The sequence below is a fragment of the Streptomyces sp. NPDC111802 genome (genome assembly GCF_055634335.1).
Window position 1 is genome coordinate 22,363 of record NZ_JBVKCZ010000033.1, and the last position, 14,566, is coordinate 36,928.

Annotated in this window: 12 protein-coding genes; 5 read left to right on the forward strand and 7 right to left on the reverse strand. The window is 70.0% G+C overall.

The features are described from left to right. Positions 1 to 22: 22 nt before the first annotated feature. Complete coding sequence (locus ACZ7NC_RS31015; RefSeq protein WP_471492810.1) at positions 23 to 850, reverse strand: intradiol ring-cleavage dioxygenase; 828 nt, start codon at positions 848 to 850, stop codon at positions 23 to 25. 179 nt (positions 851 to 1,029) lie between these two features. Between ACZ7NC_RS31015 and ACZ7NC_RS31020 the strand changes: the two genes are divergently transcribed. The 3 genes from ACZ7NC_RS31020 to ACZ7NC_RS31030 all read left to right on the forward strand — a co-directional run bounded on the left by ACZ7NC_RS31020 (position 1,030) and on the right by ACZ7NC_RS31030 (position 4,221). Continuing rightward, on the forward strand, positions 1,030 to 1,512 hold the full coding sequence (locus ACZ7NC_RS31020) for an SseB family protein (RefSeq protein ID WP_383412208.1): 483 nt from the start codon (positions 1,030 to 1,032) through the stop codon (positions 1,510 to 1,512). Between the two features lie 503 nt (positions 1,513 to 2,015). Continuing rightward, a complete protein-coding gene (locus ACZ7NC_RS31025) occupies positions 2,016 to 2,987 on the forward strand; it encodes a pirin family protein (protein WP_471492811.1) in 972 nt (323 codons plus the stop codon). A gap of 139 nt (positions 2,988 to 3,126) precedes the next feature. Then, positions 3,127 to 4,221, forward strand: coding sequence for an AI-2E family transporter (locus tag ACZ7NC_RS31030; protein ID WP_471492812.1), 1,095 nt, complete (start codon positions 3,127 to 3,129; stop codon positions 4,219 to 4,221). On the opposite strand, the gene ACZ7NC_RS31035 is transcribed toward ACZ7NC_RS31030, so the two are convergent. Continuing rightward, positions 4,155 to 6,323, reverse strand: a complete 2,169-nt coding sequence (locus ACZ7NC_RS31035) for a SpoIIE family protein phosphatase (protein WP_471492813.1) — start codon at positions 6,321 to 6,323, stop codon at positions 4,155 to 4,157. The two genes, ACZ7NC_RS31030 and ACZ7NC_RS31035, sit on opposite strands and share 67 nt — an antisense overlap. Positions 6,324 to 6,548: 225 nt before the next feature. Here ACZ7NC_RS31035 and aspS point away from each other — a divergent pair, with 225 nt between their 5' ends. Beyond that, positions 6,549 to 8,312 (forward strand): aspartate--tRNA ligase, encoded by a 1,764-nt coding sequence (gene aspS / locus ACZ7NC_RS31040; RefSeq protein ID WP_471492814.1) that lies wholly within the window; start codon positions 6,549 to 6,551, stop codon positions 8,310 to 8,312. 139 nt (positions 8,313 to 8,451) lie between these two features. Then, the gene (locus ACZ7NC_RS31045) at positions 8,452 to 9,360 is read left to right on the forward strand and encodes an intradiol ring-cleavage dioxygenase (RefSeq protein WP_471492815.1); all 909 of its coding nucleotides are present in this window, start codon (positions 8,452 to 8,454) and stop codon (positions 9,358 to 9,360) included. Positions 9,361 to 9,453: 93 nt separating this feature from the next. On the opposite strand, the gene ACZ7NC_RS31050 is transcribed toward ACZ7NC_RS31045, so the two are convergent. From ACZ7NC_RS31050 to ACZ7NC_RS31070, 5 genes are all read right to left on the reverse strand, one after another. Then, positions 9,454 to 12,294, reverse strand: a complete 2,841-nt coding sequence (locus ACZ7NC_RS31050; protein ID WP_471492816.1) for an FG-GAP repeat domain-containing protein — start codon at positions 12,292 to 12,294, stop codon at positions 9,454 to 9,456. Between the two features lie 96 nt (positions 12,295 to 12,390). Then, positions 12,391 to 12,657: a hypothetical protein gene (locus ACZ7NC_RS31055; RefSeq protein ID WP_471492817.1), complete on the reverse strand. Its 267-nt coding sequence runs from the start codon at positions 12,655 to 12,657 to the stop codon at positions 12,391 to 12,393. A gap of 87 nt (positions 12,658 to 12,744) precedes the next feature. Beyond that, positions 12,745 to 13,443 (reverse strand): nucleotidyl transferase AbiEii/AbiGii toxin family protein, encoded by a 699-nt coding sequence (locus ACZ7NC_RS31060; protein WP_471492818.1) that lies wholly within the window; start codon positions 13,441 to 13,443, stop codon positions 12,745 to 12,747. Positions 13,444 to 13,504: 61 nt separating this feature from the next. Then, positions 13,505 to 13,870 carry a PH domain-containing protein gene (locus ACZ7NC_RS31065; protein WP_369170746.1) on the reverse strand — a complete coding sequence of 122 codons (366 nt, stop codon included), beginning with the start codon at positions 13,868 to 13,870 and terminating at the stop codon, positions 13,505 to 13,507. A gap of 85 nt (positions 13,871 to 13,955) precedes the next feature. Next, positions 13,956 to 14,426 (reverse strand): hypothetical protein, encoded by a 471-nt coding sequence (locus ACZ7NC_RS31070; protein ID WP_471492819.1) that lies wholly within the window; start codon positions 14,424 to 14,426, stop codon positions 13,956 to 13,958. Between the last annotated feature and the right edge of the window lie 140 nt (positions 14,427 to 14,566).

Genomic DNA, 14,566 nt, shown 5'->3' on the forward strand with positions numbered 1-14,566 from the left:
CCGATCCGCAATCTGTGACAGGTCACACCGGAACCGTCAGTGTCGCCGTGTATCCCTCGGCCACGCCGCCGGTCACCGTCGCCAGCTGCTGGTCGTGGCCGTCGCTGAAGATGCCGTCGGTCTCCAGGGAGAGGCTGCTCAGATTGCGCACGCTCGCGTCGTAGCCGTCCGAGGCGTACACCGTGTCGCAGACGTCCCTGGGGAAGGCCAGCTGAGAGGTGTTCGTGATGGAGGTCGCGGCGGTGGCGTCCGCGAGGCTGCCGTACACCTCGAAGTGGATGTGCGGCCAGCGGCCCTGGTAGCAGGCCGGAAAGATGCTCTTGAAGGTGACCTGGCCCTTGTCGTCGGTCTCCTGCACACCGCGCAGGTAGTTCTCCTCGGTGACGCCCTCCGAGTACAGGGAGTAGTTGCCGTCCCGGTCGCAGTGCCAGAGGTAGACGGCGGCGCCCTCTTTCGGCGTTCCGCAGCCGGAGGCGGCGTCCACGACCGTGAGCGTGACGGTCAGCGGCACGCCCTCGGCGGTGCCGCCCGCCGAGTCGCCGAAGCTCTTGGTGATGTCGCTGCGCACGACACCGCTCTCCTTGAGGACGTTCACGCCGTTCGAGCCGTCGCCGGGGAAGGGACCGGCGGTCTCGTTCGGGATGGTCGCGCACTCGGCGGACGAGGAGGAGCCGGCGGAGCCCTTGGAAGAGGCGGCCGCCGAGGTCTCGTCCTGTGAGCTGCAGCCCACCAGCGGCACCAGGCCGGCCCCCGCCATCAACCGGATCATGCGGCGGCGGGCGAGGACGGGAAGGTCGTAGGAGAGGCCTCTGTCGTGCTCGTGGTCCTCGTCGTCGTGGTGTCGGTGCATGGTTGTCCCCTTGCCGGTGCGGTGCCGCTTCTGGCACTTCTCTCGATACGGCAGACGCTAGGAGCGGCGGCTGTGCGAAACCAGCGAGGGAACTGTCGAGTCGCTGTCAACCTGCTGTCGCTTTGCCGGCACCCCCGTACCCGCTCGCCCAGGCGGCCTCTCTCGGTACGCTTGCGCCCATGTATGGATACGGCCAGCCCATGGACGGCGGTGCTGCACAGCAGCAGTACGCCCCGCCGCAGCAGCCCATGGCCGGTGGCGTCGGCGGATACGGCCAGCAGCCGCCGCTCTACCCCGAGCCGTCCCCGCCCTCGCTCGCGGACGCGGTGCGGGCCTTCACCACCGGGCAGATGTCCGCCGAGGACTTCCAGCAGGTCTTCGCGACGTCCAAGGTGTACTGCCCGCGCGGCGACAACCCGGGTTTCCTCGCCCTGCACAACACCCAGCAGCCGGTGATCCCGATGTTCACCTCGCTGAAGGAACTGCGCAGGTACGCGGGCAAGGAGTCCAAGTACTTCGTCATCACCGGCGCCGAGGTGATCGACCTGCTGCCGACCGGCTACGGCTTCGTCGTCGACATGGAGGGCGAGCACCGCATGGTCTTCGACGCGAAGGCCGTCGAGCAGATGGTCGAGTTCGCGATGCGCCGGATGTACGGCTAGAACCTGCCGCCCTGCCGCCCTGCCTCGGCAGACGCAGGGCGAACTCCTCGTCGCACAGGCCCACGGGGTCCGTGCCGGCCGTGACGGCCTCGGCGTACCCGTCGGCGAGGTGCTCGTGGCCCGCGGCTGCCCCTGAACGACACCATCCAGCAGGCCGGAATCGCCCTCGGCATCGCGATCCTCGGCTCGCCGCCGCCGAGCGGCTTCGCGGACCGGATGCCCGAGGGGGTGCCGGAGGAGGCCAGGCAGTCGATCGCCGTGCGGTCTCCGGTGGCGGCGCCGGTCTGATCGCCGCCGCCTGCTGCCTTCACCGCCTCCATGTCCACCACCTGCTGCCACACTGAGCCGCTGCCGAAGCACCGGGTCCTCGTGATGAAGGCCGGCGTCCGCCCAGGGCGCCGGCCTTCGGCCGTGTCCGGGGGGAATGCCTTCCGGGTTTTTCCGGTTAGGGGTGGCAAGAAGTTCAATGCTCAACTAAACTTGCCGCACAAGGAGGTACCGACATGCCTGCAGTGACCGTCGAGAACCCGCTGACGCTGCCCCGTGTCGCCGCGCCCGCGGAGGCCGTGGCCCGTCCCGTGCTCGCCGTCACGACCGCGCCGAGCGGTTTCGAGGGTGAGGGCTTCCCGGTGCGCCGTGCGTTCGCCGGGATCAACTACCGCCACCTGGACCCGTTCATCATGATGGACCAGATGGGCGAGGTGGAGTACGCGCCGGGCGAGCCCAAGGGAACCCCCTGGCACCCGCACCGCGGCTTCGAGACCGTCACCTACATCATCGACGGGATCTTCGACCACCAGGACAGCAACGGCGGCGGTGGCACCATCACCAACGGCGACACCCAGTGGATGACGGCCGGTTCGGGCCTGCTCCACATCGAGGCCCCGCCGGAGTCGCTGGTCATGTCCGGCGGTCTCTTCCACGGCCTGCAGCTGTGGGTGAACCTCCCGGCCAAGGACAAGATGATGGCGCCGCGCTACCAGGACATCCGCGGCGGCAACGTCCAGCTGCTCACCACCCCCGACGGCGGCGCCCTGCTCCGCGTCATCGCCGGTGAGCTGGACGGTCACCAGGGCCCCGGCATCACCCACACCCCGATCACGATGATCCACGCGACCCTCGCCCCGGGCGCGGAGATCACCCTGCCCTGGCGCGAGGACTTCAACGGCCTCGCGTACGTCCTCGCGGGCCGCGGCACGGTGGGCGCGGAGCACCGGCCGGTCCACATGGGCCAGACGGCGGTCTTCGGCGCCGGCGGTGCGCTGACCGTCCGCGCCGACGAGCAGCAGGACTCCTACACGCCGGACCTGGAGGTCGTCCTCCTCGGGGGGCAGCCGATCCGTGAGCCGATGGCCCACTACGGCCCGTTCGTCATGAACACCAAGGACGAGCTCATGAAGGCCTTCGAGGACTTCCAGAAGGGCCGCCTGGGGACGGTCCCGGCGGTGCACGGCATGTCGGAGGGCGGGCTGTAACCCGCCCGGGTCCTCTCGGACTCACTTCCCAGGCCCGGAGCGGCACGCCCGTCGTGCGGTTCCGGGCCCTTCGCCATCCGTCACCCACCCGGTCCGCCCGCACACGACAGCGCCGCCCCGCGCATGATCCGCTGGAACCGTGTCGGCCCCCACCCCGCTGCTCCCCGACCCAGTCCGGCGGCTCGCCGCCTGGTGCGTCGTGGTGTTGCTCGTCGCCGGGGTCGTCTACCTCGGGATCCGGCTGGCGGTGGAGTTCAGCACCGCCGTAGTGCCCGTGCTGCTCGCGCTGCTGGGGACGGCGCTGCTCGGGCCGTTGCACCGACGGCTGGTGAAGGCCAAGGTCAACCGGTCGGTGGCCGCCGGGCTCACCTGCGTCGCCGTGGTGGCCGTCGTCGGCGGGGCCGTGTACATCGTCGTCGCCGCGATCGTGGACAGCGGCCACGAGATCGTCGCCTCGCTCAAGCAGGCGGGCGAGGACCTCGCCGAGCACTTCGGGGCCGCCGGGACCTCACTGGACGACCTCGCGTCCAACTCCCGGGAGCTGCTCACCAAGTTCGGCGGCACGGCCGCTTCCGGGGTCATCAGCGGGGTCAGCGTCGTGGGCGAGACCATCGCCATCGCCGTGCTCTCGTTGCTGCTCGTCTTCTTCTTCCTGCGGGACTCCGACCGCGCGGCCGACGTCCTGCGGTCCGTCGTTCCGCACGGGAGCGCGGACATCGTGGAGGCCATGGCCCGGCGGGCCTTCCAGGCCGTCGAGGGGTTCATGCGGGGGACCACCCTCATCGCCCTCATCGACGCCGTGTGCATCACGGTCGGGCTGCTGATCCTCGATGTGCCCGGCGCGGTCGGGCTCGGAGCGCTCGTCTTCGTCGGGGCCTACATCCCCTACCTCGGCGCGTTCGTCTCCGGGGCCGTCGCCGTGCTGGTCGCGCTCGCCGACCGGGGTTTCGTCGTCGCGCTGTGGGTGCTGGGGCTGGTGGTCGCCGTGCAGGTGCTGGAGGGGCATGTGCTCCAGCCCGCGATCCAGAGCCGGACCGTGCAGATGCACCCGGCCGTCGTCATGGTGGCGATCACCGCGGGGGCGTCCGTCGCCGGGATCCTCGGCATGCTGCTCGCCGTACCGCTCACCGCCGCCGCCACCGGCGTCGTGCACGAACTGAGAGAGCTCTACGGCAGCTCGACGCCCGCCGGGCCGGCGGCGCCCCCGGAGACCTCGGCGCCGTCGGACTCGTAGAGCTCGAACCAGATGCTCTTGCCCTCGCCGCGAGGGTCGACGCCCCATGCCTGGGCCAGCAGCTCGATCAGCATCAGGCCCCGCCCGGACGACGCCAGCTCACCGGGGCTGCGCCTGTGCGGCAGGTCGTCGCTGTTGTCCGTGACCTCGACACGCATCCGCCGGGCGCCGGGCTCGCCCCGCACCTCGGCGAGGAGAAGGGCGTCGGCGTCGGTGTGGACCAGGACGTTCGTCAGCATCTCGGACAGCAGCAGGACCGCCGAGTCGACCTGGTCCTCGGAGGCCCAGTCGTGCAGCATCTCCCGCAGCTGCAGGCGGGCCACCGCGACCCGCTCCGGCTCGGCCTGCGCGACCGACAGCACCGTGCGCCGGACCGTCGGCCGTACGGTCGCCGTGTCCCCGCAGCCGCAGCCCTCCCCCTCCCGCCACAGCAGCAGCACCGCTATGTCGTCCTCGCGCCGGTCGGCGAGCGGGCCGGTGGTGTGGTGCGAGGACGGGCCGTGGACGGCCTGGACCAGGGCGTCGGCAAGCGCCTCAAGGTCGCCGTCGTGTTCCTCCAGGATCGTGCGGATGCGCTTCCAGCCGGTCTCCAGGTCGTGGCCGCCGGTCTCGATCAGGCCGTCCGTGCAGATCAGCATGGTCTCGCCGGGCTCCAGGGTGATCCTGGTCGTCGGATAGTCGGCGTCCGGGTCGATCCCGAGGGGCAGACCGCCGGCCGTCGGGCGGGCGAGCACCGTGCCGTCGATCATGCGGATCGCCGGGTCCGGATGGCCGGCGCGGGCGATGTCCAGCAGACCGGTCGTGGGGTCGACCTCGACATACAGACAGGTCGCGAAGCGAAGGTCGGACGGGTCGTCGTCGAGGGAGCCGAACGTCATCCCGTGCAGGAAGCGGGAGGCGCGGGACAGAACGGCGTCGGGGCGGTGGCCCTCGGAGGCGTAGGCGCGCAGCGCGATACGGAGCTGGCCCATCAGGCCCGCCGCCCGCACGTCATGGCCCTGGACGTCGCCGATGACGAGGGCGAAGCGGCCGTTGGGCAGCGGGATCATGTCGTACCAGTCGCCACCGACCTGGAGCCCGCCACCGGTGGGCACATAGCGGGCGGCGACGCTCATGCCCGGTATCTCGGGGCCCAGCTGCGGCAGCATCGAGCGCTGGAGCCCGTCCGTCAGCTCCCGTGCGGTCTCGGCGGCCTCGGCGCGGGACAGGGCCTGGGCGAGCATTCGGGCGACCGTCGTCAGCACGGACCGTTCGTCGGGGGTGAATGCGACCGGATAGGTGAACGCCGCCATCCAGGCGCCCATCGTGCGGCCGGCGACGGTCAGCGGCAGGAACGCCCAGGACTGCCGGTTGAAGTGCGCGGCGAGCGGCCAGGTGAGCGGGTAGCGGTCCTTGTAGCGCTCGGGCGAGGAGAGATAGACGGCACGGCCGGTACGGACGACCTCGGCGGCCGGGTAGTCCGTGTCCAGGGCCATATGCGTGAAGGGGTCCTCGTCGCCGGGCTGATGGCCATGGTGGCCGATGATCGTCAGGCGGTCGCCCGTGACCCCGAACACCGCGAGCCCGTCCGGTGAGAAGCCCGGCATCGACAGTCCGGCCGCGACCCGCAGGACCTCCGCCGTCGACCTCGCCTCGGCCAGCGCCCGGCCCGCGTCCAGCAGGAACGCCTCCCGAGAGCGCCGCCAGTCCCCGGTGACCGCCGTACGCCCGGCCGAGGTGCCCGGAGCCGGTTCGGTGACCTCCTGGAGGGAGCCCGTCACCTCGTACGACCGCTTCTCGCGGTCGAAGGAGGCGTGGAAGCGGCTGCGGCCGACCCGGACGACCCGGCCCCGCTCGTCCATGATCCGCACCCGCACCTCGCCGAGCGTGCCCTCGGCGACGCAGAGCTGGATCACTCCGCTGATCTCGTTCCAGTCCACCGGATGCAGGCGGGAACGCACCTGGGCCTGACTGAGAGTGGCCTGCTCGGCGGGCAGTCCGAGGAGCCGTGCCGCCTCCGCGTCGACCGTCACCAGTCCCGTGGCCGTGTTCCAGTGCCACAGACCGGTCGCGAGGGCGGCGAGAACCGCCCCTACGCCGGGCAGGGGCTCACCAGTGCGCATTGCCCCACTTTAAGAAGAGGTGATCGCAGACTGCCACCGAAGCTGTACGGGGCATCTGTCGCGAGGGGCCAGGGGTGCGGCGAAATGGTGGGGAGGCGATCTTGGGGTGCCCGGTAGGCTTGGGGGGAGTTTCACGTGAAACAAGCCCAAGATCGACCCCAGATCCACGGGCGGAGAGATTCACGGGAACCACGCCCCCGATCCGCGAAGACTGGATGAACGACGATGCATCGGTACAGGTCCCACACCTGCGGCGAGCTCCGCTCCTCTGACGTCGGCACCGACGTCCGGCTGAGTGGCTGGCTGCACAATCGGCGCGACCTGGGCGGCATCCTCTTCATCGATCTGCGCGACCACTACGGCATCACGCAGCTCGTCGCCCGTCCCGGCACGCCCGCGTACGAGGCCCTGGACAAGCTGTCCAAGGAGTCCACCGTCCGCGTCGACGGCAAGGTCGTCTCCCGTGGCACCGAGAACATCAACCCCGACCTGCCGACCGGCGAGATCGAGGTCGAGGTCTCCGAGGTCGAGCTGCTCGGCGCGGCCGCCCCGCTCCCCTTCACGATCAACACCGAGGACGGGGTCAACGAGGAGCGGCGCCTGGAGTACCGCTTCCTGGACCTGCGCCGCGAGCGCATGCACCGCAACATCCTGCTGCGTACGGCGGTCATCTCTGCGATCCGCCACAAGATGACGGCGCTGGGCTTCAACGAGATGGCGACGCCGATCCTGTCCGCGACCTCCCCCGAGGGTGCTCGCGACTTCGTCGTCCCCTCCCGTCTGCACCCGGGCAAGTTCTACGCGCTGCCGCAGGCCCCGCAGCAGTTCAAGCAGCTGCTGATGATCTCCGGCTTCGACCGCTACTTCCAGATCGCGCCCTGCTTCCGTGACGAGGACGCGCGTGCCGACCGCTCGCCGGGCGAGTTCTACCAGCTCGACATCGAGATGAGCTTCGTCGAGCAGGAGGACGTCTTCCAGCCCGTCGAGAAGCTGATGACGGAGCTGTTCGAGGAGTTCGGTGGCGGCCGCCATGTCACCTCGCCGTTCCCGCGGATCCCGTTCCGCGAGGCGATGCTGAAGTACGGCTCCGACAAGCCGGACCTGCGGGCCCAGCTGGAGCTCGTCGACATCACCGACATCTTCGAGGGCTCGGAGTTCAAGGCGTTCGCCGGCAAGCATGTCCGTGCCCTGCCGGTGCCGGACGTCTCCGCGCAGCCCCGTAAGTTCTTCGACCAGCTCGGTGACTTCGCGGTCTCGCAGGGCGCCAAGGGCCTGGCCTGGGTCCGCGTCGCCGAGGACGGTTCGCTGTCCGGCCCGATCGCGAAGTTCCTCACCGAGGAGAACGTCGCCGAGCTGACCAAGCGGCTGTCCCTGGCCGCCGGTCACGCCGTCTTCTTCGGGGCGGGCGAGTTCGACGAGGTCTCGAAGATCATGGGCGCGGTGCGGGTCGAGGCCGCCAAGCGTGCCGGGCACTTCGAGGAGGGCGTCTTCCGGTTCTGCTGGATCGTCGACTTCCCGATGTACGAGAAGGACGAGGAGACCGGCGCGATCGACTTCTCGCACAACCCGTTCTCCATGCCGCAGGGCGGTCTGGAGGCCCTTCAGACCCAGGACCCGCTGGACATCCTGGGCTGGCAGTACGACATCGTCTGCAACGGCGTCGAGCTGTCCTCCGGCGCGATCCGGAACCACGAGCCGGAGATCATGCTGAAGGCCTTCGAGATCGCGGGCTACGACCGCGAGACCGTCGAGGAGAAGTTCGCCGGCATGCTGCGCGCCTTCCGCTTCGGCGCCCCGCCGCACGGCGGCATCGCGCCGGGCGTCGACCGCATCGTCATGCTGCTCGCCGACGAGCCGAACATCCGCGAGACCATCGCCTTCCCGCTCAACGGCAACGCCCAGGACCTGATGATGGGCGCGCCGACGGAGCTGGAGGAGGCGCGGCTGAAGGAGCTGCACCTGTCGGTGCGCAAGCCGCAGCCGAAGTAGGCGACAGCAGGCTGTACTTGGAGAAGTGGCTCGGAACCGGCGTCGGTTCCGAGCCACTTCTCTTTGTGCGCCACATACAGGGCTCTCACCCAGCCCCTACCTAAGCTTCTGACAGGCGCCGTCCCTAACTTCCCTGCACATGACGGGAAACCAGACGGCCGAAGGGCCGAAACACAAGCGGGACCTCACACGTCGCAAAGTCGTCGTCGCCGGTGCGGGAGCCGCCGTCGCGGTGGGCGTGGGAGGCACACTGGCCGCGGGTGCCTTCGCCGGTGAGACGGACGGCAAGGCCACGACAGCGTCGGCGAGCAGCAGCTCCAGTGCCGGGGAGACGTGCTACAAGCTCACCTCGGAGACCACCGAGGGCCCCTACTACATCGACGCCGACAAGCTCCGCCAGGACATCACCGAGGACAAGGAGGGCATCCTGCTCACCCTTCGCATCAAGGTGATCGACTCCGAGACCTGCAAGCCGGTCAGCAACGCGGCGGTGGACATCTGGCACTGTGACGCGCTCGGCCTGTACTCGGGCTACGAAAGCTTCTCGGGCGGCGGCGGGGGTGGCACCCCGCCCACCGACGCACCCTCGGGCACCCCGACCGGTGAGCCCCCGACCGGCGGCGGTGGCGGCGGGCACGAGGAGCCGACCAGCGACACCCGCTATCTGCGCGGTACCTGGCGGACGGACCGCAAGGGCTTCGTCACCTTCACGACCATCTTCCCGGGCTGGTACCAGGGCCGGTGCGTCCACATCCACACCAAGGTGCATGTGAGGGGCGAGTGGACGGACGCCGGTTATGAGGGCGGCACCACCTGCCACACCGGCCAGTTCTTCTTCGACGAGGAGACCGTTCTCCTCTCCGCCGAAGTCGAGCCCTACTCCACGAACACGACCACGCGCACCACGCTCGACGAGGACACGATCTACGACCAGAGCGGGACGACCGGCGGCCTGCTGAAGCTCAAGTACAACAAGAAGAACATCGCGAAGGGCGTCCTCGCCACCATCACGGTGGGCGTCGACCCCGCCACATCGTCGCCGTCGTGACCCCGGACGCGACCGACTCACGACGGTAAAGGCGCCCGGGGACATCGGTCTCCGGGCGCCTCCGCGAGGATCGATCGCTCGTCTATGACTCGTCTATGAAAGGGACTTGTAGCCGCTCCATCCGCTCGCGATCTGTGCCCGCGAGCCGAACGACCCCTTTCCGTCCCCGCTGTTGCGCCACGTGTTGCCGCTGGTGTCGCGCGAGACGATGTCCGGCCTGCCGTCGTCGGTGATGTCGCCGACGCCGACGACGGCGTTGTAGTTGCCGCCCCAGTCGGTGAACACCTGCACGCGGGCGGCGAAGGTGCCGTCGCCCTTGCCGTTGTAGCGCCAGAGGGTGTTCGCCGTGTCCTGGGCGAGGAGGTCGGGCCGGCCGTCACCGGTGATGTCGCCGACGCCGACGATCTTCTTGTAGCCCTTCCAGCTGTCGTAGAGCTTCACACGGGAAGCGAGCTTGCCGTCGCTGGTGCCCTTGTAGAGGTAGACCGTGCCGGTGGAGGCCTGGCGGGCGATCAGGTCCGGGCGGCCGTCGCCGCTGACGTCGCCGGGCGAGGTGAGCGCGTTGTACTGCGTCCAGCCGCTGCTCGCGAGGGTGGTGTACGACGTCGACGGCCTGACCGCCGCGCCGCAGCCCGGCTTGTACAGCCGCAGCGCGCCGCTGCTGTAGCGCACGAGGACGTCGTTGCAGCGGTCGCCGCTCAGGTCGCCGAAGGGGACGGCCGTGACGGTGGTGGGCCAGCCGGTGCCGGTGTACTTGTCGCCGAACTTGCCGGTGCCGGTGCCGCTGTGGAAGGTCAGGCCTCCGGAGGAGTTCAGGGTGAGCAGGTCGCCGCGGCCGTCGGGCCCGTCGGGGCTGACGAAGTCGTGGCGGACCGCCGAGCCCCGCTCCAGGTAGCCCTCGCCGGACGTCACCGTGACCGGTGTGGTGGTGCCTAGGCCGGTCGCCTTCAGCGTCCACGTGAACCCGCCGGTGGGGAAGTACGCCCCGCTCGACGTCCTGCCGTTCCAGGACGCCGACACCATCGCCGGGGTGGCGCCGCCGGTGAGTGTGCGGGTGGCCCTGCCGTTCGCGCCGCTCTGGACCGAGGTGACGGTCAGGGACCAGGAGGTGACCGGGCGGGACAGCAGCCACTCGCCGGTCCAGGGCATCGAGGGACCCGCGAAGCTGGTGGCCTCCGTGCGGAAGGCCGTCACCGCTGACGGGGTGACGCCGGTGGTGGCGATGTGCGTCTGCTCGAACTTGTCGAACCAGGCGACCAGGCCCGTGTACTCGTCGACCGTCCACCGGTAGCGCCGGTCCACGGCGAGCCCGGAGTCGGGCAGACCCGAGGCGACCACGCGCGTCGTGCCGGTGGCCGCGTCCGTCAGGACGAGCCGGTCGGCCTCGTGGTCGTGGCGGACGGTGAAGCCGTCGCCGAGGAGCACGTCACCGGGGGCGACCGGCCGGGAGGTCCTGGCCTTGGTGTCATAGACGCCGGCCGAGGCGGTCCCGCACGTCCAGTACACCCAGCGGCCCGCCGCCTGCAGCTCGCTCGGCACACAGCCGAGGCCCGGGACGTCCACGGTGGTGAGGGTCTTCCTGGTGACCAGGTCGTACGAGGTCAGCCTGCCGGGGGTGGTCGTCGCGCTCCACAGGGTGGAGCCGTTGAGCCCGGCGGCACGGACCGACCGCTTCAGGATCTGGCTGTACCCGAACTCGCCGACGTACTGCGCCGGCGTCGAGCCGCCCGAGTTGTAGACCGCGTAGTTGTCGGAGACGTCGACGATCGCGCCGTCGGTGGTGCCGTAGGACAGCGTGTAGTTGGACCACCCGTCGTGGATGGCGACCAACTGGTCCTCGTTCTCCAGACCGCTGCCGCCCTCGTCGCTGTTGTAGAAGGTGTTGAGGAAGACGTCCTCGGGCTCCCCGGTGCTGTTGCCCCACAGCGCGGAGCAGGCGGTGTCCGGGTACGGGCACGTGGTGGAGACCGGGTCGCCCTCGGCAGCGGCGGACGCGGTCAGTGCGGTGCTGCCGTTCGTGGTGAGCGTGCGCACGGACGTGGTGTCGCTGTTGGCGTTCCTGGGATTGTCCTCAGCGACGCGCAGACTGCCGCGGCTGAGCGCGAGGCCCGTCTTCTTGTTCTCGTACGGCGCGACCTTGACCAGCTTCTTCACCTGCGGGACGCCGTCGGCGCCGAGGCTCACGCGCTGCACCCACCAGTCGGACGCGGTGGTGCCGCCGGTGACGAGGGCACCGCCGTCGGGGGTGGCCAGCGGGGTGCCGTACGTGGCGGTGAGCAGGGTCTTCGTGGTGCCGTCGGTCAGGGAGACGGCCTTGACCCCGGAGGCACTGGTGAAGACCGCCCAGTCCCCGACGAGGGCGGGCACGGGCTTGGGGGACACATTGGTCTCCGCGCCGGCCACCGGGACGGTCTCCTCGGCCCCGAGTTCGGCGCGCGGCTTGAGGTGCAGACCGGCGGCCTCCGTGTACCAGCCGACGCGGTCGTCGCTGAGGACCGGCTCCGGCACGTCCTGGAGGCCGGTGAAGACCGGCGTGAACCGCGCGGTGGCGAAGTCCAGGTAGCCGACGGTGTAGGACTGGAGCTCGCCGTACTCGTTGTCGATGGGGTACGTCAGCAGGGCGCCGTTCTTGTCGCCGGTGCGCCCGTTGTTCCACTCCCAGTAGGCGTCGGCCGGATAGCCGGTGACGACGCGGTCGCGCTGCTGTCCGTCGACGAGGTCGACGAGGTGCAGGACGTGGCCGTCCAGCTGCTCGCCGTCGACGACGCCGTTGTACTCGACGGTGACGGTCGTCTCGCCGTACGTTCCCACGCGGTCGGCCGACTGGCTCAGGTCCACGGTCCGCAGCGGACCGCCGTCCGGGCTCCACAGGTAAACCGGGTCGCCGTACGTGCGGTGCGGCAGCGCGACGGTGTCGGCGCCCTGCCCGAACACGCCCGTGGCGCAGCGGGTCTGGATGTCGTAGCAGCTGGTGGTGGTCGGTGTGTAGAGCCCGGACGTGCCCTCGACGCCGACGGTGGAGCCGTCGTCTTAGTCCGTCCAGAGCAGGCCCGCGACTCCCGCCTGCCGGTGCAGGAAGCCGGTGTCGCCCGCCGCGAGCAGCCGCTCGGTGCGCCGGGTCTCGCTGTTCGGGTCGTCCAGGACGATCTCGGTGGTTCCGGCCGCGGCGGTCGTGGCCGCCTGCGCGCCGGTGTCCTCCGTGCTGGAGAACAGGGTGATCGATCCGGCCGCCACCGCCACGGCCAGTGCGGAGACGAGCGTGCTACGGCCCGCTCGTCTCGGGGCGTGTCTGCCCACGTGAGTTTTCCCTCCCCTGCGAGGACCCCCTGCCCTCGCACAAGTGCGCGGATATTACCAGTGGCATGTGCGGCCGGCGGGGCCTAGTCACTCGTCCGCGTCCGTCGGCGGCCGGAGCGCCTCCTGCTCCAGCAGCCGCTCCGCGATGTCGTCCGCCCACGCCCGCACCCACCCGCGCAAGGCCGGGACCGAATCCTCGGCCAGGCCCCGGGCGGTGAACTCCCGGTCGTCCAGCAGTTCCGTCGCCTCCAGACGGGACTGCAGGTCGGCCGGGTCGAACTCGTCCCAGGCGTGGCGGCGGCCCTGTTCCTCCAGGTCGGGGAAGCTCCAGTGGGCCGCGGCGGCGTAGACGTCGGTCAGGTCGCGGGCGGTGCCGCGGTCGGTCAGCGCGCGGACCTTGGTGCCGATGAGGTCTTCGAGGGAGAGGACCGGGCCCAGGTCGGTCGTGACGGGCGGATGCCAGAGGGTTTCCTTCAGCAGGTCGACCGGGTGCTCCTCCGCGCCTTCCACACCGGCGACGAGGAGGCGGGCGGAGAGCGGGTCGGTCTCCAGCGGCCGTACCAGCCAGCCGCGGGCCGTCAGGCCCGTGCCGACCACTGCCGCGACCCGGTCCATGGGCTCGGGCGTCTCGGTGGCCACTTCCAGCGGCCCCTCCATGGCGGCCGCCCGCGACGCCTCGGGCATCAGACCATGTGCCCGGACCGCGTACCCGCCGGCCAGGACGAGCGGGTAAGGGGCGCCGATCGTGAGGACGTCGGTCAGCAGGCGGCGGCGGAGCGGGATCATCGTGCGCCGATTATGACGGCCCCGCCGAGGTTGCCGACCTCGGCGGGGCCGGACGGCCTGACTACTTCGCCACGAACTGCGTAAGGATCGCCTGCACCTCGTAGATGTCGACGCCCTTGGTGAACGTCTTCTCGATCGGCGTCGGCGTCCCCGAGACCCAGATCTTCAGCTCGGCGTCCAGGTCGAAGGTGCCGGCGGTCTCCACCGCGAAGTGCGTGATGCTGCGGTACGGGATGGAGTGGTACTCCACCTTCTTGCCGGTGATGCCCTGCTTGTCGACCAGGATCAGACGGCGGTCGGTGAACAGGATGGTGTCGCGTATCAGCAGGTAGGCGGCGTGCACCTGCTCACCGTGGCCCAGCAGACGCGCGTAGTCCTGCTGCGCCTGTCCCTGGTCGATGGTGTGCGCGTTACCGAAGAGCGCCATGAATGGATCCCCCCACTTGATGGCTCTACATGATCTTCGCAATGTATAGCGCCTGGGAGGGGTCCAGGCATAGAGGCGCAAACGATCAGGTGTCGTACGAACCGTCCCAGGGCGCGCCGAAGCCCAGGTTGTCGGGATGGAGTTCGGCCCACGCCTCCTCCTCTCCGGTCACCAGGCCGAACAGCACGCCGTCGACGGTGAGTTGGAAGGGACGTATCGCGATGTCCGTGTATGTACGCCGGGGCAGGCTGCGCAGCAGGGTCGCGAGGTGGGCGCGGGCGCGCGCGAGGACCGACTCGGGGCCGTGCGGGGCGCGCTGCTGCTCGGCCCAGGTGCCGGCGCACCAGATCTCCGAGTCGCGGTACCTGCCCTCGGGGTCGAAGGTGTGCAGGACCGCGTAGAGGCGTTTGTGCTCTTCCCAACCGGTGTCGAGTTCGAAGCCCTTGGGGAAGGCGTAGGTGACCGACCCCATGAACTGCCCGTCCTCGTAAAAGCCGATCGCCTCGGTACGGCCGTGCGGCTCGTACGCGATCGGAATGACCTCAGGGACTGCCATGGCGGAAACCATACGGTCGTGCGGGGGGACATGGTGGCGGTGGGGTGGGATCGATGCCAACCGGATGGGCAACATCCGCGTGATGTACCCGAGTTGGGCACCGATCAGTCAAGAAATTCACGGAACGTCATCATCCGCAA

Excerpts from the sequence above, each read along its gene's own strand:
- ACZ7NC_RS31015 (WP_471492810.1), bottom strand. The coding sequence starts at position 850 with ATGCACCGACACCACGACGACGAGGACCACGAGCACGACAGAGGCCTC.
- ACZ7NC_RS31020 (WP_383412208.1), top strand. The coding sequence starts at position 1,030 with ATGTATGGATACGGCCAGCCCATGGACGGCGGTGCTGCACAGCAGCAG.
- ACZ7NC_RS31025 (WP_471492811.1), top strand. The coding sequence starts at position 2,016 with ATGCCTGCAGTGACCGTCGAGAACCCGCTGACGCTGCCCCGTGTCGCC.
- ACZ7NC_RS31035 (WP_471492813.1), bottom strand. The coding sequence starts at position 6,323 with ATGCGCACTGGTGAGCCCCTGCCCGGCGTAGGGGCGGTTCTCGCCGCC.
- aspS (WP_471492814.1), top strand. The coding sequence starts at position 6,549 with ATGCATCGGTACAGGTCCCACACCTGCGGCGAGCTCCGCTCCTCTGAC.
- ACZ7NC_RS31045 (WP_471492815.1), top strand. The coding sequence starts at position 8,452 with ATGACGGGAAACCAGACGGCCGAAGGGCCGAAACACAAGCGGGACCTC.
- ACZ7NC_RS31060 (WP_471492818.1), bottom strand. The coding sequence starts at position 13,443 with ATGATCCCGCTCCGCCGCCGCCTGCTGACCGACGTCCTCACGATCGGC.
- ACZ7NC_RS31065 (WP_369170746.1), bottom strand. The coding sequence starts at position 13,870 with ATGGCGCTCTTCGGTAACGCGCACACCATCGACCAGGGACAGGCGCAG.
- ACZ7NC_RS31070 (WP_471492819.1), bottom strand. The coding sequence starts at position 14,426 with ATGGCAGTCCCTGAGGTCATTCCGATCGCGTACGAGCCGCACGGCCGT.